This is a genomic window from Sphingomonas sp. Y38-1Y (assembly GCF_032391395.1).
In the GTDB taxonomy this organism is placed as follows: domain Bacteria; phylum Pseudomonadota; class Alphaproteobacteria; order Sphingomonadales; family Sphingomonadaceae; genus Sphingomonas.
In genome coordinates, this window is record NZ_CP135916.1 from 3,063,029 (window position 1) to 3,083,461 (window position 20,433).

Consider the following 20,433-nt stretch of genomic DNA (forward strand, 5'->3'; position numbering starts at 1 on the left):
TGTTCTGGGTCCGCGCGATCAACGCGCCCTGCCCCGCGCGGGTTGCGCGAGGGGGCAGTGCCGGGCCATAGCGCCCGACATGCACGACATCCGCCTGATCCGCGACGACCCTGCCGCCTTCGACGCTGCTCTTGCCCGCCGCGGGCTGTCGCCGCTCGCCGCCGATCTGGTCGCGCTCGACGAGCGGCGGCGCGGCCTCGTCACCGAGCTTCAGGTCGGCCAGGCGCGCCGGAACGAGGCGTCGAAGGCGATCGGCGCCGCCAAGGGCAAGGGCGACCATGAAGCCGCCGAGGGCCTGATGGCCGAGGTCGCTGCGCTCAAGACGCGCCTGCCCGAGCTCGAGACGGAGGAGCGGCAGGTCACCGCCGACCTCGACGCGCGCCTTGCCGCCATTCCCAATCTGCCCCTCGCCGACGTGCCGGAGGGTGCGGACGAGGATGGCAATGCCGAGGAGAAACGCGTCGGCCAGCCGCGCGACTTCGGCTTTCCGGCAAAGGACCATGCCGATCTCGGCCCCGCGATCGGCCTCGATTTCGAGGGCGGCGCGGCGCTGTCCGGTGCGCGCTTCACGCTCATCCGCGGCGCGGCGGCGCGCCTCCACCGCGCGCTCGGCCAGTTCATGCTCGACACCCTGACGGCCGAGTTCGGCTATGAGGAGGTCGTGCCCCCCGTGCTCGTCCGCGACGAGGCGCTGTTCGGCACCGGCCAGCTTCCCAAGTTCGCCGAGGACCTGTTCCGCACCACCGACGGACGCTGGCTGATCCCGACCGCCGAAGTCAGCCTGACCAACACCGTCGCTCAGCAAATCCTGTCGGCCGAGGCACTGCCGCTCCGCCTCGCCGCGCTCACCCCCTGCTTCCGCTCGGAAGCGGGCGCCGCGGGCCGCGACACGCGCGGACTGATCCGCCAGCATCAGTTCGACAAGGTCGAGATGGTGTCGATCACCACCCCAGAGGCCAGCGACGCCGAGCATGAGCGAATGACCGGCGCCGCCGAGCGCGTGCTGGAGGCGCTGGGCCTTCCCTATCGCCGGATGAAGCTCTGCACCGGCGACATGGGCTTCTCGGCCGCGCGCACCTACGACCTCGAGGTCTGGCTGCCCGGCCAGGCCAAGTATCGCGAAATTTCGTCCTGCTCGACCTGCACCGATTTCCAGGCGCGGCGCATGAACGCGCGGTTCCGGCCGGAGGGCGAGAAGGCAACGCGCTTCGTCCACACGCTCAACGGCTCCGGCCTCGCGATCGGGCGGACGCTGGTGGCGGTGATCGAGAATTATCAGGACGAGGGCGGCGCGGTCGCTGTGCCCGACGTGCTGCGGCCGTATCTGGCCGGCGCCGAGCGGCTGGGGGGCACGCGATGAGCACCTCCCCGGCACGGGGAGGGGGACCGCCGCCGAAGGCGGTGGTGGAGGGGTCTCGCCCGGCCTCCAAACCCCTCCACCAGCCTGCGGCTGGTCCCCCTCCCCGTGCCGGGGAGGTACTTCTCTGATGCGCATCCTCGTCACCAATGACGACGGCTATCACGCCCCCGGCCTCAAGGTGCTGGAGGACATCGCCGCGCAGTTCAGCGACGATGTCTGGGTGGTCGCGCCCGCCGACGAACAGTCGGGCGCGGGGCATTCGCTGACGCTCACCCGGCCGCTGCGGCTGCGGCGTTTCGCCGACAAGCGCTTCGCCGTCGCGGGCACGCCGACCGACGCGGTGATGATGGCGCTCGCCAAGCTGATGGCGGATTCGCCCCCCGACCTCATCCTGTCGGGCGTCAACCGCGGCGCGAACCTGGCCGAGGACGTGACCTATTCGGGCACGGTGTCCGCGGCGATGGAGGGCGCGCTCGCCGGCGTGCGATCGATCGCACTCAGCCAGGTCTATGCCCGCCAGGGCATGGGCGACAGCGTGCCGTTCGACGCCGCGATCCAGTGGGGCGCAAGGGTGCTGGCGCCGCTGATCGACCTCGACTGGGCACCGCGCACGCTCGTCAACGTCAACTTCCCGCCACTCCCCGCCAATGAGGTCAAGGGCGTGCGCGTCGTGGGGCAGGGCCTGCGCGACTATGGCCGGCTCCAGATCGTCACCAACCGCGATCCGCGCGGATACGAATATCACTGGTTCGCGCTCGGCCCGACGACGACCCAGACGCCCGCGCACGCCACCGACCTGGAGGCGATCCGGGACGGTTTCGTCGCAGTGACGCCATTGCATCTTGACCTGACGCACGGTCCGTCGATGGATAGGCTGCACGCGGCCTATCGCGACTGAAGGGGGGACAATGGCGGGGTTTGGGCGTCACGCGGTCGCGGTCCTGCCGGCGCTGATGCTCGGCGGCTGCCTGATTCCCGGCGGCCGAGAGCCCGAGCGTGCCCCGCCGCCGCCCCCGCGGCAGGCGACCGAGCGCGAGGAACCCGTTCGCCGCGACGTCGATGAAAGCGTCCGCACGCTTCCCGCCCCCGCCCCCGCTTGGGTCGCGCGGCCCGTCACCCCCGATGCGCGACTGGTCGAGGCGAGCAGCTACACCGTCGAGCGCGGCGACAGCCTGCGTCGCATCGCCGACAGGACCGGCGCCGCATCCGAAGCGATCGCGCGCGAGAACGGGCTTGCCGCGCCCTACACGATCTTCCCCGGCCAGCGGCTGACGATCCCCGGCGGTCGCTGGCATCTGGTGCGAGAGGGGCAGACGGGCATCGCCATCGCCCGCGCCTATGCCGTCGACTGGTCGCGGATCGTCGACGCCAACCGGCTGGAGGAGCCGTACATCCTGCGCACCGGCCAGCGCGTGCTGATCCCCGGCGATGCGCGCCCGCGCAGCCGAAGCGAACGCGCCGCCGCCTTCCGCCTCGACCTCGACGACCTCATCACCGGCAGCCAGCCCGCCATTGCGGAGAATGCCGCGCCAGCCAGGCCGGTGGCGACCGCGCGCCGCGTCCTGCCCGCCACCGCCGCGGTGGCCGAACCGACGCGCATCACCAGCGGCTTCCAATGGCCTGTCGTTGGCGGTCGCATCGTCCGCCGCTTCGGCCCTGGCGCCAGCGGCGAGCGCAACGACGGCATCAAGATCGCCGTCCCGCTCGAAACCCCGGTCACCGCCGCCGCCGACGGCGTCGTCGCCTATGCCGGCAGCGACATCCCCTCGCTCGGCGGGCTCGTCATCCTCAAGCATGGCAGCCGGCTGACGTCCGTCTATGGTCATGCCGGCCAGCTCCTCGTCCAGCGCGGCCAGGCGGTGAAGCGCGGGCAGACGATCGCGCTGTCCGGCGATACCGGCGCGGCCAACCAGCCCGAGCTCCATTTCGAGATCCGCGACGGCCGCACCCCCGTCGATCCGACCAGCCGCCTGCCGCGGCGATGATCGGCAAGCGCGCGCCCGGCACCCTCCGGCGCAAGTCGCAGCTGCCGATCTGGCTGTCGATCGGCTGGCGCGTCACCGCGGTGCTGGCGCTGCTCGGCATCGCGATCGGCGTCCACTGGATCGACCGGGAGGGGCTGCGCGACAATTATGACGGCGAGATCAGCTTCGTCGACGTCGTCTATTTCACCTTCATCTCGATCACCACCACCGGTTATGGCGACATCGCCCCCGTCACCGAACGCGCGCGATTGTTCGATGCGCTGATCGTCACGCCGATCCGCGTATTCGTCGTGCTCCTCTTCATCGGCACCACCTACGACTTCGTCCTCAAGCGCACCTGGGAGAGATGGCGCATGGCACGCATCCAGCGCGACCTGACCGATCACATCGTCGTCGCAGGCTTCGGCCAGACCGGGTCGGAGGCGGTCGACGAACTGATCGCCCGCGGCCGCGACGCGTCGAGCATCGTCGTGGTCGATCCCGATCCCGAGCATCTCGCCGCCGCCGAAGCGCTGGGCTGCGCGACACTGGCGGGCGACGCGACCCGCGATCGCACGCTTCAAGACGTGCGGATCGCCAGCGCCTGCTCGCTGATCGTTGCGGCGGGACGCGACGACACCTCGATCCTCATCACGCTGACGACGCGGCACCTGGCGCCCGACCTGCCCATCAGCGTCATCGTCAAGGCCGAGGACAACGAGGTGCCCGCCCGCGCCGCCGGCGCGACGACGGTCATCAATCCCGTCAGCTTTGCCGGCCTCCTGCTGGCCAGCTCTTGCAGCGGCAACCACGTCGCCGACTATATGATGGACCTGGCGAGCTATGACGGCCGCGTCCAGCTCGCCGAGCGCAAGGCACGGCCGGAGGAAGTCGGGCGACCCTTGTCCGGCATCGAAACCGGCCTCGGCGTCCGCCTCTATCGCGGCGGCAAGCCGTTCGGCTTCTTCGATCCGGAAACGCGCTCGATCGAGGCGGGCGACGTCATCGTCGAGATCGTCGCGCGGCGGGGGCTGGCGGCATGAGCCCCGAATGGTCTCGGATCGCGCCGATCGCCATGCTGATCGGCTCGAACATCTTCATGACCTTCGCCTGGTATGGCCATTTGAAGCACAAGGGCGCGGCGCTCTGGGCGGTGATCCTGGTCAGCTGGCTGATCGCGCTTCCCGAATACATGCTCGCCGTCCCCGCCAACCGCATCGGCAGCGGCGTCTATTCGGCGGCGCAGCTCAAGGGGATGCAGGAGGTCATCACGCTGACGATCTTCGCGATCTTCTCGATCCTGTATCTGGGACAGAAGGTCACGCCCAACCACCTGATCGGCTTCGCGCTGATCGCCGGCGGCGCGTTCTTCCTGTTTCGGGCCTGACGCGCCCGATCCCAACCCCCGCTCGTGCTGAGCTTGTCGAAGCACGTGCCTAAAACGCGCCGCTCGCGGCACGTCCTTCGACAGGCTCAGGACGAACGGTGGAGGGTACGTTTCACCCAGGCCACCGCCCGATCGAACCCGTTCAGCGCCGCCATCGCCGCGCGGTTCGCCAGCGTCGGGCGCAGCAGGAACAGGTCGCAGCATTCGACATGGCCGGTCGCGAACTGGCGCTTGTGCTGCCCCTCGCCCTCGGTGAAGTCGAAGCGGGCATGGCCGCCCTCCTCCATCAAGTCCTTGAGCGCCGCGGCCATCAGCACCGTTCCCGGCGACAGCGCGTCGAACGCCTCGTCATGGCCGACATATTCATAGACGACGGTGCCGCGCTCGATCGGGCAGTAGAGATACGCCGCCGGCGCCTCGCCCACATAGAGCAGCCACCCGCGCGCCTGCCCCGCCGCCGCCTTTGCCAGCATGCCGGCGACCCATTTGGGATGCGCGGGCAGCCCCATGCCGAGCAGCTTCTCCTGATAGGTCGCCGCCGCCAGCGGTCGCGCGATTGCGTGAAACGCGGTCAGGTCGTCGGGCGTGCGATACCGACGCACGTCCAGCCGGCCATTCGTGGTCGCCGCGATCTTCTTGGCCTTGCGCTTCAGCGTCGAGCGGAGATTGCCCGACAGCTGCGCCTGATAGGCATCCCAGCCGAACCCCAGATCGGCATACCAGCGGCGATACCGCTGCCGTTCCGCCACGATCAGCCCGCGCGTCTCCAGCGCCGCGATCCGATCGACCGGGAGCGACAGCAGCGAATAGCCGTCGGCATCTTCGGGCAGCGGCGGCAGCACCGGCACGCGGCCATCGATCGCCCCCGCCAGCGGTACCGCCACGCGCACCAGCCGCCGCTTGAACTTGGCGAGCGTGCGTGTGCCGACGCGGAACGCGATCGGCAGGTCGAGCGCGGTGCTCACGCCGCGCGCTCGGCGACCAGGTTCGACCAGAGCTGCTCCGCCCGCCGCCGTGCCGTGCGCAGGCGATCGGCGCCGAGCGGCCGGTCGTTTTGCTCCAGCCGGAGCGCGGGTCGGTCGCGGTACCAGGCGGTCGGCAGCACCGCGCGCCGCTCCGCCAGCATCGCGCACAGCGCCTCAAACCGGCGGACATGCACCGCGTTCGCAGAGGTGCCGCTGCGCGTCGCCAGCTCGAAGCCATGACTGACGATCGTCACCGCGGCATGGTCCGCCGCTGCCGCATGATCCAGCGCCGCCCGCATCTCCGCCACCGACAGCGCGCAGATTTGGAAGTGGCGCAGGCGCCCCGGCGCTTCCTCGATCAGCGTCACCGGGCACTCGATCAGACCGCGATGCGAGACCGGCGCAATCTGCGTAGCCGACAGCGACAGGCCGCTCGGCCAAGGATGCGCCGAACCATTGTGGCTGCTGTCATAGGTAAAGCCGAGCGCCGCCAGCGCGTCGATCGTGTCGTCGTTCGCCGCATAGCTGCCCGCGCGGAACGCGACCGGCGCCTCGCACCCCGCCGCCACCAGCCACTCGGCCGCCTGCGCCAGCAGCGCCTGCTGCTCGGGCCGGGGCAGATCGACCAGCTCGAACACGCCGTGCGCCGCGCCGCCGTCACCCGCCGCCGCGCCCTGCCAGTTGGGGTGGAGGTGAAGCTGCACCTCCTGCCCCGCAACCAGGATCGGGTCGACGATGCGCTTGACCACATCGACGCTGTGGACCGCCGCCGGCATTGGATCGACGAAGAAGCACGCCTTCAGCCCATGCTCCGCCAGCATCCGGAGCTGATAGCCGACGCCCACCCCCGCCGGATCGATCGACCGCGCGACCTGTTCGGCCAGCGGCAAGCGTGCGGCATGGTGACGCCACATCAGCTCGGTATCGACGGTCAGGAACACGGGCGTCATTGCGCGCACGAATAGCCGTGCGGGCGTGAAGAAAGCGTGACCCCCGCTCAGCCGGTCACCCCCCAGCGCTTGTAATCGTCGGCGAGGCGGGGCGAGTCGAATGTGGCCGCTTCGATATCGGCGGCGCTGCCCGCCGCATCCCCCTGCCGCTTGCGAACGATTCCGCGCAGATAGAGCGCCGCGTTCATCTCCGGCGCGAGGCTCAGCGCCTGATCGAGGTCGGCGCGCGCCTGATCAAGGCGGCCGGCGCGAAAATGTACCAGCGCCCGGCTGTCGAGTGCCGCGGCGGTGCTGATCCCCAGCGCGATCGCCCGGTCGCAATCGGCGAGCGCGGCGTCGAGCTCGACATTCATCGTTCCGCGAAGCCAGCAGCGCGAGTTGAGCAGATCGGGATCGTTGGGCTTGTCGGCGATGGCACGGTCGATCGCCGCGACGGCCTCTTCCGCATCGCCCTTGCGCTCGAGCACCTCGGCACGCTCGGCAAGTGCCGCCCGCATGTCCTGGCCGCCGCCGACGATGAACGGCTCCAGCACCTCCAACGCTTCGTCATAACGCCCCGTATAAGTCAGCGCGCCGGCATAATAATTGGCATAGGTGACGCTCGAGTCGGCTTCGAACGCCGCCTTGGCTGCATCGACGATCTCGCCATCGCGCCGAAGATTGTAGAGCAGCGAATGACGCCGCGAGAGGCGTTCCGCGCTCGCCTCGATCGCGATCGCCTTGTCCAGATCGGCCAGCGCACCCTTGAAGTCGGCAAGGCGCCAGCGAAGGTTGGATCGGTCGTCCAGCGCGCTCGGGTCGTCGGGCTCGGCCTCTGCCACCGCCTTGTCGTACATCGCCATAATCGGCTTCAACCGGCCGCTGCGCATCGCGTCGCGTCGGATCACCGCGTCGCGCGCGACATCGACGGGTGCGACGACGTTCAACGGGCGCGCCTTGATCGCGGCAAAGGCGGCACGCTCCGCCGACACGCGCTCCGGGGCGATCTCGGCACCGCTGCTTGCGGTCCGATCCTCGACGGTGACGATGCCGTTCGCCAGCGTTACCTTGCGCGCGGCGCTCGCCCCCGCCAGCGCAGTCGGCAGCGTCTCGGCCCCCTCCAGGGTGTAACCCTTGCCGCCATCGGGCAGGATCACCCGCAGCGTCGCCACATTCGTCTCCGGATTGCCGGTCGCAACGGGGATCGTCTTCCATGCCGTGCGGCTGCGGTCGGGGGCAAAGGTCGCCTTGGCAAGCGCGAGCTCCAGCCCGCGTCGATTGCGGCCGTTGGCGAACGACCAGTCGCTCTGGGCGATCCCCTCGACTTCGATCGTGCCGGTATTCTCGGCCGCGTCGAAGTCCAGCTTGTGCGTGACGACGCGCACGCCGCTGACGATGTTGCCGGCAATGCCCTGCGCCATCGCCTTCATCTGCTCGGCGTTGCCCGCCGTTTGCGCCATCCGCATCATCTCGGCATTCGCCCCGCGCAGCGTCATTCGCAGCTTGAACGGGGCCGGCAGGCGGAGGCCGGCGCGTTCGTCGATTTCGACCGCCAGAACGGCATCGGGCCGCGCGTTGGCGCGCATCACGATCGGCATCAGCTCGGCCCCGGCGGTGCGCAGCGGCAGACCCCAGCGGAAGGGCGGCGTGTCGTCCAGGTCGGCGAGCCGCGCACCCTGACCCGTGCCGTCCAGCCACAGGTCCTTTCCGTCGATCGTCGCGTGGACCAGCACATGGTCGAACGCCGCGGATCCTGGCAGCCGCTTCGGCACATAGTCGCCGGCCTCGATGCTCGCGAGCACGGGCTCCGCCTCGACCTCCAGCGCCTGCAGCATGGCGAGCAGCAGCAGCGTCTTGGCCTTGCAGTCGCCGTAGCGCGCTTCCCAGGTGCGCGCCGGCGCCTGCGGCGTGTAGTTGCCGCCGGCCATCCCTTTGAACAGGTACCGGATCTCGGTCTGCACCGATTGCAGTGCCAGCGCCGCGCGCTCGCGCGGCGTCTTCGCGGCCGAGCGGATGCGCGCGACTTCGGCGGCGAGCAGCGAGCCCGGCGCGATCAGCCCCTCGGTCGCATAGAGCGGTGCGAAGGTCTTCGACACCGCCTGCCAATCGGCGAAGCTGCTTGCCTCCACCAGCGGCAGCGGCCGGAACCGCAGCGGCGCATCCATGGGCATCTCCACCGGCTTGGCGGCGGGTCCGATCAGCTCGACCTCGCGATAGTCGCCGACGGTGACCGGCTCCAGTGCCAGCCCATCGAGGTAGCCGCGCAGCCGCACGTCCGCGTCCTTGCGCCAGCTGATGCGATTGCGCGCCAGGCCCGCCGTCACCGGCTTGGTCATGACCGGCATCAGCCCGTCGACATTGCCCTTCAGCACCGGATCGCGCGACGTCACGGTAAAGGCGACGTCGAGAATGTCGCCCACCTGCGCGCCCTCCACTTCGAGCGCGGCAGTCAGGATGCCGGTCAGCATCCGCTGCTCCATCCCCAATTCGCGCTTGAGCACGTTGAAACGGTCGCCCTTGGCAAGCACGTCGATCGTCTCTGCCCCGCGCAGCAATCGGACGTGATGGATCACCACGTCGCCATGGTCGGGCTGCCAGTCGACGCGGATCGTTCCCGCCTGGTTGAGCATCGCCGGGTTGGCAATAACGTTGGCCGACCGGAGATAGGTCGAGAGCCGCCCGTCCTCGATCCGCTGCTGCTGGTCGAAGATCAGCACCTGGGGTCGCGGCGTCGGCAGCTTGTCCGCCACCGGCGCCGGCGCCTCCTTCACCCAGGCAGGCACCGGCTGATAGAGCGGCGTCTCGCCCGCCCATGCGGGTGCGGCACTCGCCAGCAGGCAAGCGGTGAAAGCGGCGACACGCAACATCTTAAACCCCCAAATCAGTCCCCGTGGCGGAGGCTAATCGGCGTCCGTGAGTTTGGCTAGCAACATTGCTCCGACAATGTCGCCTATCGCGCGTGGTAGAAGTCGTAGACCTGCTGCGCCGTCCCCTTCGATACGCCCGGCGCCTTTTGCAGGTCCTCCAGGCTTGCCGATCGCACCGCCTTTGCCGTGCCGAAGTGCATCAAGAGCGCCTTCTTGCGCGCGGGTCCGATGCCGGGAACCTCGTCCAGCGGCGAGGCGCCCATCGCCTTGGCGCGCTTTTCCCGGTGCGCGCCGATCGCGAAGCGGTGGACCTCGTCGCGGAGGCGCTGGAGGTAGAAGAGAACCGGCGAGTTGACGGGCAGCTGGAAGTCGCGGCCGTCCATAAGGTGAAAGACCTCGCGCCCCTCGCGCCCGTGGTGCGGCCCCTTGGCGATGCCGACGACGGTCACGTCCTCGATGCCCAGATCTTCCAGCACCTCCATCGCCACGCCCAGTTGCCCGCGGCCGCCGTCGACCAGCACCAGGTCGGGCCAGTCACCGCGATCGCGATCCGGGTCCTCGTCCTGCGCGCGGCGGAACCGGCGGCTCAGCACCTCGCGCATCATCGCGAAATCGTCGCCGGGGGCGGTCTCCGCGCGCTTGATGTTGAACTTTCGGTACTGGCCCTTCCGGTATCCTTCAGGCCCGGCGACGATCATCGCGCCCAGCGCGTTGGTCCCCTGAATGTGGCTGTTGTCATAGACCTCGATGCGCTGCGGACTGTCGGCCAGCCCGAACAGCTCCGCCACCTCGCGCAACAGCTTCGCCTGCGTCGTCGATTCCGCCAGCCGCCGGTCGAGCGCCTCGACCGCGTTGCGCTTGGCCTGTTCGATCAGACGGCGGCGCGCCGATCGCTGCGGCACCGACAGCGCGACGCGGTATCCGGCGCGCTCGCTCACCGCCTCTGCCAAGAGCTCGCATTCGGGCAGGTCGCGGTCGATCAGCACGGTGCGCGCGGGCGGCACCTCCTCGTAGAATTGCATCAGGAACTGGCTGAACACCTCGTCCTCCGGCACGTCGGCGACATGCGCGGGGAAGAAGGCGCGGTGGCCCCAATTCTGGCCGCCGCGAATGAAGAAGGCCTGGATGCCGACCTGCCCCTCCTTCTCCGCCATCGCGAACACGTCGGCGTCGCCCACGCCCTCGGCGTTGATCGCCTGCGTCCCCTGGATGAAGGTCAGCGCCTTCAGCCGGTCGCGCAGCACCGCGGCCAGCTCGAAGTCCATCTTCTCCGCCGCGTCCTGCATCTGCGCGCCGAGCTTGGCCTGCACCTCGGTCGACTTGCCCGCCAGGAAGCGCTTCGAGTCCGCGACCAGCTCGGCATAGTCGGGCGCGCTGATGCGATCGACGCACGGCGCCGAGCAGCGCTTGATCTGATAGAGCAGGCACGGACGATCGCGCGTGTTGAAGAAGCCGTCGGTGCAGCTTCGCAGCAGGAACAGCTTCTGGAGCGCGTTCAGCGTCTTGCGCACCTGCCCGGCGCCGGCGAACGGCCCGAAATAGTCGCCCTTCGCCCGCCGCGCCCCGCGATGGAGCTGGACGCGCGGATAGTCGTGGTCGGCGCGGATCAGGATGAAGGGGAAGCTTTTGTCGTCGCGCAACAGCACGTTGTAGGGCGGGCGATAGCGCTTGATGAGCTGCGCCTCGAGCAGCAGCGCCTCCGCCTCGCTGTTGGTGGTGACGACGGTCATCGACCGCGTCTGACCGACCATCCGCTGGAGCCGCTTCGAGAGCCGCGTGACCTGCGTATAGTTGGTGACGCGGTTCTTCAGCGCCCGCGCCTTGCCGACGTACAGCACGTCGCCGCGCGCATCCTGCATCCGATAGACGCCGGGGCGCGTCGGCAGCGTCTTCACGACATTGCGGATCGCGGCGACGCCGGTCTCCAGATCGGGAGCGTCGGCGCCCTTGACGGCATAGGTGGCGGCGTCTTCGTTGAAACGGTCGGGGGTGCGAACGGACATCCGCGCTGATCTAGGACGCGCGGGGGCTGGGGTGAAGCCGGTTGCTAACCTTCTTCGTCATGCCGGACTTGTTCCGGCATCCACCGGCCCGCAAACGCAGCGGCCGCGGCGCGTGCGGAACGGTGGACCCCGGAACAAGTCCGGGGTGACGGTATGGGTTATCGAAACGCCAGATGCCGGCTGAAGAACGGCAGCACCTTCTCCTGCACGCGCAGGCCGATGCGGTTCGTGTGGTCGCCGTCATACACTTCATAGTCGTGTGTGATGCCATAGGCGCCGAGCTTGGCGTGCAGCACCGCGGTGTCCGCCGCCAGCCCGTCCTTGTCGCCCACGTCCAGCGCGATGGCCTTGTAGCGCTTCAGATCGCCGACATGCTGGTCGACAAAGGCGAGCGGCGCGTTCGCCGCCCAGCGCGCGAGCACGTCAGCCTTTTGCGCCTCGTCGCCGAACGGCAGGTCGAGATAGAGCGGGGCCTTCTTCGGATTGGGCGACCAGGCCGCCGCCGCCGCGAGCGTGGCGCGCTGGAGCCAGCCGAGCTTCTGCGCGTCCTCCATCGTCCGGATGCCCGCGAACGCCGCCTCCGCCTTGGCGTCGAGGCCCTGGGCCGAGCGCGCCGACATGCAGCACGGACTCATCATGTAGAGCGCGCCAAACACGTCCGAATGGTTCATCCCGATCCGCGACGCGCCATAACCGCCCATCGAGTGACCGACGAGGCCGCGGCTCTCGCGCTTCGGGAGGGTGCGATACCTGGCGTCGATCGCGGCGACGAGGTCGCGGGCGATGAACATCTCGAAGTCGCCCGTCGTCGGCGAGCGCGAATACATCGACCCGTTGTGCACCGTCTTGCTGTCCGGCATGACCACGATCATTTCACGCGCGCCCTTGCCGAACGCGCCCTCGATCGATCCGGGGACGTGGATCTCCTTGGCCCATTGCTCGGCGCCGATCGAATAGCCGTGCAGCGCATAGACGACCGGGTAGCGGCGGCGCGCATCCGCCTTGTAGCCCGGCGGCAGGATCACCAGCACGTCGCGGTCGGCGCTGTCGCCTTCCAGATTGCCCGCGATGCTCGGCGAGTGGACCTTGATCCGCTCGACCCCCACCGGCTTGGCGCCAGGTACCGCAGGCGGTGCCGGCGTCGCCACTTGCGCCGACACGGCAACGGGCACCGCGGCCAGCAGCAGCGCGAGCTTCAGAACATGCTTCATCGGACCTCTCCCCTTTTGAAGCAAATTTGTCGGAGTTATCGGCGCGCTGTCAATCGGCGAAGCGGAAATTGACCGCGCGGCGATACTCCGGCCGCGCATCGAAGGCGTGCCCGGCGAACGGTCCGCCCCGCGTCACCCAGTGCATGAAAAGATGCGCCGACCAGCCGTTCGGATTGGGGGTGGTGCGCCCGTGCCGGCGATGCACGCCGTTGTAGAGCACGCCATCACCCGGCTGCATCGCAAAGCTGCGCATGCCGTCGCCCTCGAAATCGTCGGTGACGTGCTTCAGCGGCTCCGGCAGCGCGGTCGTGCCCACGTCCAGCGGCCAGACCTCGCCGTCCGAATAGTCGAGCGTCAGCGACAGGCTGTGTTCGCACGACGGGCGGTCACTGTGGACGCGGCACAGGTCGCCCTCGCGGTAGACGCGCAGGTAATCGTAGCTCGGGACGAGGTCGAGGCCGGTGATCGACCGGATCGTCGGCGTGAGCCCCCACAGAAAGGTGACGAGCGGCGACCAGGCGAAGCCATAGACCTCCGGCACGTCGCGGACGAGCAGCGGCGACCCGGTCCGCGGCGCGTCGAGGCCCGCTTCATCCGGATCGAGCTCGCGCTGGAACTGGCGGAGCAGCGCGTTGCAGATCTCGGGCGGGACGAGGCCGCGCACCAGCGCCGCCCCGTCCGCCGCATAGTCGCCTTCAACCTCCATCAGGCCATGCGCGCTCGCGCCACCCGCTCGAGCACGGTCAGCGGCATCGCGCCCATCGTCAGCACGCGGTGGAACGCCTTGGGGTCCCAGTTCGCGCCCGCCTTGCGCTTCGCCTCGTCGCGCAGGCGGACCCAGACGGTGTGGCCGATCTTGTAGCTGCACGCCTGGCCCGGCCAGACGGTGTAGCGGTCGATCTCGCCCTGGCTGCGCCCGCGCGCGATGCCGGTGGTGGCGATCAGATAGTCGGTCGCCTTCTCCCGGCTCCAGCGCTTGGCGTGCATGCCGCTGTCGACGACCAGGCGCGTGGCGCGGAACAGCAGCGACTGGAGATAGCCGACCTGCCCCAGCGGATCGCCGTCATACATCCCCATCTCGTCGGCAAGCTGCTCCGAATAGAGCGCCCAGCCCTCCGAATAGCCCGAATAGCCGCCGCGGCGGCGGATCAGCGGGATGTCCTCGCTCTCCAGCGCCGACATGACCTGAAGGTGGTGGCCCGGTACGCCCTCATGATAGCTGAGCGTCGCCAGCCCGAACTTGGGGCGGTCGAACGTGTCGCGCAGGTTGATGAAGTAGATCGCCGGCCGCGTCCCGTCGAGCGAGGCCGACTGGTAATAGCCACCGGGCGCGCCCGCCTGGATCGCGGGCGGCACGCGGCGGACCTCGACCGGCGCCTTGGGCAGTACCGCGAACTGCTCGGGCAGCCGCTTGGTCATTGCCGCGACCTGCGCGCGAAGCTGTTCGAGCAGCGCCTCGCGGCCCGGATCGGTGTTGGGGTAGAGCTGATCGGGCCGCTTGTTGAGCGCCACCAGCCGGTCGCCGACGGTCCCCTGGCCCATCCCCTGCTTCTTGAGGATGCCGTCGATGCGCCCGCTGATCTCCGCGACCTGCTCCAGGCCGAGCTTGTGGATCTCGTCGCCGGTCAGCTGAGTGGTGGTCGCCGCGCTGGCGGCGGCGGCATAGTAGGCCTCGCCATCGGGCAGGCGCCAGACGCCGGCATCGTGCGTCGCCTTGCCGCGCAGTTCGGTGACGAGCGCGCGCTGGCGGTCGAGCGCGGGGTACACGCGGCTCTCCATCAGCCGCGCCAATTCGGTCGCGCGTTCGGGCGGGAGATTGGCGGCCTTGAGCTTGGCGGCGAGATCGGTGGCGGGACCGCTTGCCGCCGGGGCCTTGTCGCGCGCCTCGGCAAGCTGCTTGAGCGTGGTGTCGAGGATATAGTCGGGCGCGAACACGCCCTTGGCCGCATCCTCGCGCTGGCGCTGCGTCTCGGCATCGATCGCGCCCGCGAACGCCGCGACGCGCGCGACATAGGCGTCGGCATCGGCGGCGTCCTTGACGCGGTGCTGGTTGGCGAGGAAGTCGGGCACGTCGCGATACGCGCCGGTCAGCTGCGTCAGCACATAGGGCGCATACCGCCCGGCGCTCGCGCCATAGGCATAGCGCTCACCCTCGATCGTGCGATTGAGGCTGTATTCGACGACCTCGTAATCGAGCTGCGCGGTTTCGCTCAGCCGATCGCGCGGAACCGCCTTCAGCGCGGCGAGCTCCTGCCTGGCACGGGCGAACTGCTTCGCCTGCCCCGCCCGCGAATTGTCGCCGAGCTTCGACTTGAGCGAGGCGCGCGCACCCGTGTCGAGGCCGAGCGAGGTCGCGCCCTCCGGATTGTCCTCCAATCGTGCATAGAAGAAGCGGTCGAGCATCGCACGCAGGTCGGCGTCGGCACCGTTCTGCGTGCGGGCGGCGACGGGGACGGCGGCAGCCGCGGCGGCAAGGCCGGTGGAGGCGAGGAACTGGCGACGACGCATGGGCACTCCCGGATCGAACTGGTTGCACCGACAACTAACCGATCATCCATGCCACGCAAGCAATGCACCGCAACTTCCTGAACGTTCGCGTTTTTGAGCAGTTGACCGCAAAGCGCCTGGCGGTCACGCTGCGTGCAGGTCGATCGGGAGACTCGTGATGTCGTTGCTGCTCACGCTGATGCTCACACAGGTGGTGCCGAACCCGGCGCCCGCTTCCTCCGACATCATCGTCCGGGCGCGGCGATCGGGCGATGCGCTCGAAAAGTGCATCGCGACGAACTGCCCGACGCCCGACGATGCGCGCTTCGCGATCGCCCATGCCGAGGCGCAGTTTGCGCAGGGCCAGTATCACGACGCCCGCCGTACGCTCCAGGCGGCGCTTTCGCGGCAGAAGGGCAACGCCAAGCGTTTCCCGCGCGTGGTGTCGGCGCTCTACGAAGCATCGGCGACGGTCAACCTGCACATGGGCGACATGGACGCCTATCGCAGCATGACGATCGGCCAGGGCAAGGCGCTGACGGAGAACCTGCCCGCCGACGACAAGCAGGCGCTGCTGATGCAGCTTCGACTGGGCGACTTCTGGCTCAAGAACGACGACCCGTTCACCGCGCGCAAACAGTATCTGGCGGCTGCCGACGGGTTCGAGATGCGCGGCGAGCATCAACTGGCGGCGCTGTCGACCTTGCGCGCGGCGATGGTCGACCTCGCCATGCGCAACACCAATGGCGCGGAGAAGCGTCTGGCCGCGGTCGCAACGTCGCCGGCGGCCAGCGATCCATCGGTGATGCAGATCGCCGCCGTGGTGCAGGCACGCCTCGCCAGCTTCCGCGGCGACGGCAGCGGCGTCGACCGGCTGCTCGCCAATCTGCGCACCCAGCCCGATCTGCCGCCATTGCTCATCAAGGATGCCGAGGTGGTCGATGGCGCCACCCTCGCCGACCGCCATGCGATGAAGTTCGGCGACGCGATGATCCCGACCTGGAAGACGTCGTCACCGACGATCCGGTGGGTCGACATCGGTTTCATGGTCACGCCCGACGGTACCGTGAGCGACGCCGAGATCCTGCGCGGCAGCAACATGCGCGAATGGGCCCAGCCCTATGTGCAGGCGATCGGCAAGCGCCGCTATGCCCCGATCGCGCTGCCGGAGGGAAGCCCGGGCCTCTATCGCGTCGAGCGGCACACGATCCGCCCGCAACGCATCGTCCCGACGGGATCGCTGGTCCGCCAGGCGGCGGGGCGCCAGTCGGTCGAGGTGCTCGACATCACGCGCGACCCCGCGGCGGCGCAGCCCGCGACGTGAGGGTGCAGCGCGTTCCGGGTCGCCAGCGCGATCATTTCAAGGGACGCAGCGTTCTCCCACCATCTTCTGACTTCCCCGGCGAAGGCCGGGGCCCAGTTGGGTGGCGGTAGCGCTTCTATCGATAGACCTTCCCAACTGGACCCCGGCCTTCGCCGGGGAGGTGCAAAGGTGTCGAGCGGCGGCTGATCCTTCCCCGGGGCTCCGACTCGCCTCGTCTAGTCCAGCAATTCGACCGCAATCACCTCGATCGCGCCCTCGCGGCCCTGATAGTCGACCGCCTCGCCCGGCTCCGCGTCCATCATCGCCTGGGCGATCGGCGCGGTGAAGGGGATGGCGTTCTCGGTCACGTCGGCCTCGTCGCTGCCGACCAGCGCAACCGTGCGCTCGGCCCCATTCAGCCGATAGGTCACCCGCGTGCCGAACGCGACCGCGTCGCCCTGGGCGTGCGGCTGCACCTGCGCGGTGCTGGCGCGCGCGAGCCAGTAGCGAAGATCGCGGCGGATGGGCTTCGCCGCCTCCGCATCCGCCGCGTTCGCGACCGCCGCCTCGAGCGCCGCCACCCGCGCCTCGATCAGCGAGAGCCCGCGGGGCGTGACGAGGTTCGGGCCGGGCGGGAGCGGCAGCTCGAAGACGGGCTCGCGATGCGCGTCGTCGTCCTCGCGCCGGAAAGCAACACTCATGGGGTCGGACTCAGATCGGCTGGTTGAAAGTGTCGCAAGCGGCGGGGTTGCCGGTCTGGAGCCCCGTGCGCAGCCACTTCACGCGCTGCGCAGAGCTGCCATGCGTGAAGCTGTCGGGCACCACCGCGCCGCCGGCCTCGCGCTGGAGCGTGTCGTCTCCGATCGCATTGGCGGCGCGCAGGCCCTCCTCGATGTCGCCGGGCTCCAGCCGATCCTTGTTCTGCGCCGCCCAGACGCCGGCATAGCAATCCGCCTGAAGCTCCAGCCGCACAGACAGCGCATTGCCCTGCGCCTCGGGCAGCGTGCGCTGCGCCTGCGTCACGCGCTGCGCCTCGCCGGTCAGGTTCTGGATGTGGTGGCCGACCTCGTGCGCGATGACATAGGCCTGGGCAAAGTCGCCCGCCGCGCCGAACTTGTTCTCGAGCTCGTCGAAGAAGCTGGTGTCGAGATAGATGCCCTGGTCCGGCGGGCAGTAGAACGGCCCCGCCGCCGACGTCGCCGCACCGCAGCCCGACGACACGCCCCGCTGATAGAAGTTGAGCGTCGGCTCGCGATAGGTCTGGCCCTGCTGCTGGAACAGCCTGCCCCAGGTCTGCTCGGTCGAAGCGAGCACCTGGCACGAGAAGCGCCGCTCCGCCGTGTTGCAGACGCCTGCGCCGCTGGTCGCGCCGCCCTGGCTCGTCGGCGCCCGGCCGCCACCGCCGCCGCCGGTCAGGCCGCCGAGCCCGCCCATCGACAGGAAGATGATGCCGACCACGACCAGCAGTCCGATGCCGCCGCACCCCATGCCGCGCCCCAGGAACAGGGGCAGCAGCCCGAGCAGCGGAAACCCGCCGCCCCCGCCGCTGCCGGAGCCCAGGTCGCGGACATTGTCGCTGGGGTCGAAGTCGTCGAGGCGCATCGCGCGTACCGCCCTTTGTCAATCGTTACGGCTGTGCAAATGCGTGAGGGCGCCTGCGCGTTGCAAGCGTCGCGGCGCATTTTTCATCGACCCCGCCCATTGCCGCGTCGCAGCATCAATCCCATAACCCGCATCAATGGCCGACGCTGAAGCTCCCCCGCCCCGTCACCGCCGCCGCAGCCGCGAGGCGATGCCGCTTCCCGAGTGCGTGGCGCTGGTGCTCCAGGGCGGCGGCGCACTCGGCAGCTTCCAGGCCGGGGTGATCGAGGCGCTGGCCGAGGGCGAGGTCGAGATCGATTGGGTCGCGGGCATCTCGATCGGTGCGATCAACGCGGCGATCGTCGCGGGCAACCCGCCGGCGCGCCGCATCGAGCGGCTGCGCGCCTTTTGGGACACGGTCACCGCCGCGCTCCCCAGCTTCCCGATCTTCGAAGACGAGCGCGTGCGCGAGGCGGTGCACGAATGGTCGGCGATGGCGGTCATCACGCAAGGGGTGCCGGGCTTCTTCCGCCCCCGCCCCTGGCCGCCGGCGCTGGCAGTGCCGGGCACGTGCGGCGCGCTCAGCTTCTACGATACCGAGCCACTTCGCGCGACGCTGGACACGCTGATCGACTGGGACCTGCTCAACGACGGGCCGGTGCGCGTGTCGATCGGCGCGGTCGATATCCTGTCGGGCAATTTTCACTTCTTCGACAACCGGCTGGGCTGCCGCATCGATGCGCGGCACATCATGGCGTCGGGCGCGCTGCCCCCCGGCCTGCCGCCGGTGGAGATCGACGGGCGGCTCTATTGGGACGGCGGCCTTGTCTCGAACACGCCGCTGACGCATGTGCTCGACCATCAGAACGAGGCGATGCTGGTGTTCCAGTGCGACCTCTTTTCCGCCGCCGCCGACGCGCCCCGGACGCTGATGGACGTGATGGCGCGTGAAAAGGAGATCCGATACTCCAGCCGCACCCGGCAGGTGTCGGCCGAGGCGCTGCGGCGGAGCGACATGCGCGCCGCGATCCGCCGCGTGCTCGACAAGCTGCCCGGCGATCTCGCGCAGGATCGGGACGTCGCCGCGCTGGCGGCGCTCGCCACCGAGCATCCGCTGTCGCTGGTCCAGCTCATCCACCGCGCCAATGCGTGGGAGGGCGGCAGCCGCGACTACGAATTCTCGCAGCGGACGATGCGCGAGCATTGGCAGTCCGGCCGCGCCGCCGTCGCCGAGACGATGGCGAACTCGCGCGTGCTCGCTCAGAACATCGTCGACGGCCGCACCGCCGCGTTCGACCTCACCCCCCGCCATCATCACTGACCGGAGCGCATCCATGTTCCTCAAGGGCAAGACCGCCATCGTCACCGGATCGACCTCGGGCATCGGCCTTGCCTATGCCAAGGCGCTGGCAGCGGAGGGCGCGAACGTCGTCATCAACGGCTTCGGCGATGAGGACGCGATTGAGAAGGAGCGCGCCGCGCTGGAGGCGACGAGCGGCGGCAAGGCGCTCTACGACGCCGCCGACATGACCAAGCCCGACCAGATCGCGGCGATGGTCCAGCGCGCGCATGACGAACTCGGCGGTCCCGACATCGTCATCAACAATGCCGGCATCCAACACGTGTCGAAGATCGAGGATTTCCCGATCGACAAGTGGGACGCGATCATCGCGATCAACCTGACCTCCGCCTTTCACGTCATCCGCGCCGCGGTGCCGTTCATGAAGGAGAAGAAGTGGGGCCGGATCATCTCGACCGCGTCGGCCCACTCCAAGGTCGCGAGCCCCAACAAGGCGGCGTATGTCGCCGCCAAGCATGGCATCGCCGGCCTAACCAAGACGGTCGCGCTGGAGACGGCAACGTTCGGCATCACGGTGAACGCGATCTCTCCCGGCTATGTCTGGACGCCGCTGGTCGAAAAGCAGATCCCCGACACGATGGCGACGCGCGGCCTCACCCGCGAGCAGGTCATCAACGACGTGCTGCTGGAGGCACAGCCGACCAAGGAGTTCGTGACCTCCGAACAGGTCGCCGCGCTCGCGCTGTTCCTCTGCCGCGACGAGGCGGCGCAGATCACCGGCGCGAACCTGTCGATCGACGGCGGCTGGACGGCGTAAGCGGCGCTCCTGCCCCGGCGAGGGCCGTGCCCAGTTGAGAAGCGCGACCCCAGTACGTGCTCCCGCGAAGGTGGGAGCCCAGAGCCGCAAACGGTGCGCGCAGTAACCCTGGGCTCCCGCCTACGCGGGAGCACGAGCGTGGCGCTTGTTCCGCGCTGCTGCACGGCCTTCCCAACTGGACCCCGGCTTTCGCCGGGGAGGCGCGCTTAGACTTGGTGGCTTCCCCCTCGTCCGAAATGGTCGATTGACGGATGAGCCC

Annotated in this window: 17 protein-coding genes; 8 read left to right on the forward strand and 9 right to left on the reverse strand. The window is 69.3% G+C overall.

Translation table 11 applies throughout. From position 1 onward, the window contains the following. Positions 1-79 precede the first annotated feature (79 nt). The 5 genes from serS (at position 80) to RS883_RS14555 (ending at position 4,711) form a co-directional block, all read left to right on the forward strand. Positions 80-1,360: a serine--tRNA ligase gene (gene serS, locus RS883_RS14535; protein ID WP_315760898.1), complete on the forward strand. Its 1,281-nt coding sequence runs from the start codon at positions 80-82 to the stop codon at positions 1,358-1,360. A gap of 127 nt (positions 1,361-1,487) precedes the next feature. Next, entirely contained in the window at positions 1,488-2,258 is a 771-nt protein-coding gene (gene surE / locus RS883_RS14540; protein ID WP_315760899.1) for a 5'/3'-nucleotidase SurE, read from the forward strand. A 10-nt stretch (positions 2,259-2,268) separates the two neighbouring features. After that, on the forward strand, positions 2,269-3,345 hold the full coding sequence (locus RS883_RS14545) for a M23 family metallopeptidase (protein WP_315760900.1): 1,077 nt from the start codon (positions 2,269-2,271) through the stop codon (positions 3,343-3,345). Beyond that, entirely contained in the window at positions 3,342-4,367 is a 1,026-nt protein-coding gene (locus tag RS883_RS14550) for a potassium channel family protein (RefSeq protein WP_315760901.1), read from the forward strand. Before RS883_RS14545 ends, RS883_RS14550 begins: the two co-directional genes overlap by 4 nt. Continuing rightward, entirely contained in the window at positions 4,364-4,711 is a 348-nt protein-coding gene (locus tag RS883_RS14555; RefSeq protein WP_315760902.1) for a DMT family protein, read from the forward strand. The genes RS883_RS14550 and RS883_RS14555 overlap by 4 nt, the downstream gene beginning before the upstream one ends. A gap of 86 nt (positions 4,712-4,797) precedes the next feature. Here RS883_RS14555 and RS883_RS14560 read toward each other — a convergent pair whose 3' ends face one another. The 7 genes from RS883_RS14560 to RS883_RS14590 all read right to left on the reverse strand — a co-directional run bounded on the left by RS883_RS14560 (position 4,798) and on the right by RS883_RS14590 (position 15,194). Further along, complete coding sequence (locus RS883_RS14560; protein ID WP_315760903.1) at positions 4,798-5,676, reverse strand: GNAT family N-acetyltransferase; 879 nt, start codon at positions 5,674-5,676, stop codon at positions 4,798-4,800. Next, complete coding sequence (locus tag RS883_RS14565; RefSeq protein ID WP_315760904.1) at positions 5,673-6,626, reverse strand: polysaccharide deacetylase; 954 nt, start codon at positions 6,624-6,626, stop codon at positions 5,673-5,675. Before RS883_RS14565 ends, RS883_RS14560 begins: the two co-directional genes overlap by 4 nt. Positions 6,627-6,673: 47 nt before the next feature. Next, entirely contained in the window at positions 6,674-9,472 is a 2,799-nt protein-coding gene (locus tag RS883_RS14570; protein WP_315760905.1) for a DUF3857 domain-containing protein, read from the reverse strand. Between the two features lie 83 nt (positions 9,473-9,555). Further along, complete coding sequence (uvrC, locus tag RS883_RS14575) at positions 9,556-11,475, reverse strand: excinuclease ABC subunit UvrC (protein ID WP_315760906.1); 1,920 nt, start codon at positions 11,473-11,475, stop codon at positions 9,556-9,558. Between the two features lie 158 nt (positions 11,476-11,633). Continuing rightward, positions 11,634-12,686: an alpha/beta hydrolase gene (locus RS883_RS14580; protein ID WP_315760907.1), complete on the reverse strand. Its 1,053-nt coding sequence runs from the start codon at positions 12,684-12,686 to the stop codon at positions 11,634-11,636. 49 nt (positions 12,687-12,735) lie between these two features. After that, complete coding sequence (locus tag RS883_RS14585; RefSeq protein WP_315760908.1) at positions 12,736-13,392, reverse strand: hypothetical protein; 657 nt, start codon at positions 13,390-13,392, stop codon at positions 12,736-12,738. Then, positions 13,392-15,194, reverse strand: a complete 1,803-nt coding sequence (locus tag RS883_RS14590) for a DUF885 domain-containing protein (protein WP_315760909.1) — start codon at positions 15,192-15,194, stop codon at positions 13,392-13,394. Before RS883_RS14590 ends, RS883_RS14585 begins: the two co-directional genes overlap by 1 nt. A 157-nt stretch (positions 15,195-15,351) precedes the next feature. On the opposite strand from RS883_RS14590, the gene RS883_RS14595 reads away from it, so the two are divergent. Beyond that, entirely contained in the window at positions 15,352-16,497 is a 1,146-nt protein-coding gene (locus tag RS883_RS14595) for a hypothetical protein (RefSeq protein ID WP_315760910.1), read from the forward strand. A 215-nt stretch (positions 16,498-16,712) separates the two neighbouring features. Here RS883_RS14595 and RS883_RS14600 read toward each other — a convergent pair whose 3' ends face one another. Both RS883_RS14600 and ypfJ read right to left on the reverse strand, forming a co-directional pair. Then, the gene (locus tag RS883_RS14600; RefSeq protein WP_315760911.1) at positions 16,713-17,177 is read right to left on the reverse strand and encodes a GreA/GreB family elongation factor; all 465 of its coding nucleotides are present in this window, start codon (positions 17,175-17,177) and stop codon (positions 16,713-16,715) included. Positions 17,178-17,187: 10 nt separating this feature from the next. Further along, positions 17,188-18,078, reverse strand: a complete 891-nt coding sequence (gene ypfJ / locus RS883_RS14605; RefSeq protein ID WP_315760912.1) for a KPN_02809 family neutral zinc metallopeptidase — start codon at positions 18,076-18,078, stop codon at positions 17,188-17,190. A 136-nt stretch (positions 18,079-18,214) separates the two neighbouring features. Between ypfJ and RS883_RS14610 the strand changes: the two genes are divergently transcribed. Together RS883_RS14610 and RS883_RS14615 are read left to right on the forward strand one after the other, a co-directional pair. After that, positions 18,215-19,378, forward strand: a complete 1,164-nt coding sequence (locus RS883_RS14610) for a patatin-like phospholipase family protein (RefSeq protein ID WP_315760913.1) — start codon at positions 18,215-18,217, stop codon at positions 19,376-19,378. A gap of 13 nt (positions 19,379-19,391) precedes the next feature. Next, positions 19,392-20,174: a 3-hydroxybutyrate dehydrogenase gene (locus RS883_RS14615; protein ID WP_315760914.1), complete on the forward strand. Its 783-nt coding sequence runs from the start codon at positions 19,392-19,394 to the stop codon at positions 20,172-20,174. The last annotated feature ends 259 nt before the right edge of the window (positions 20,175-20,433 follow it).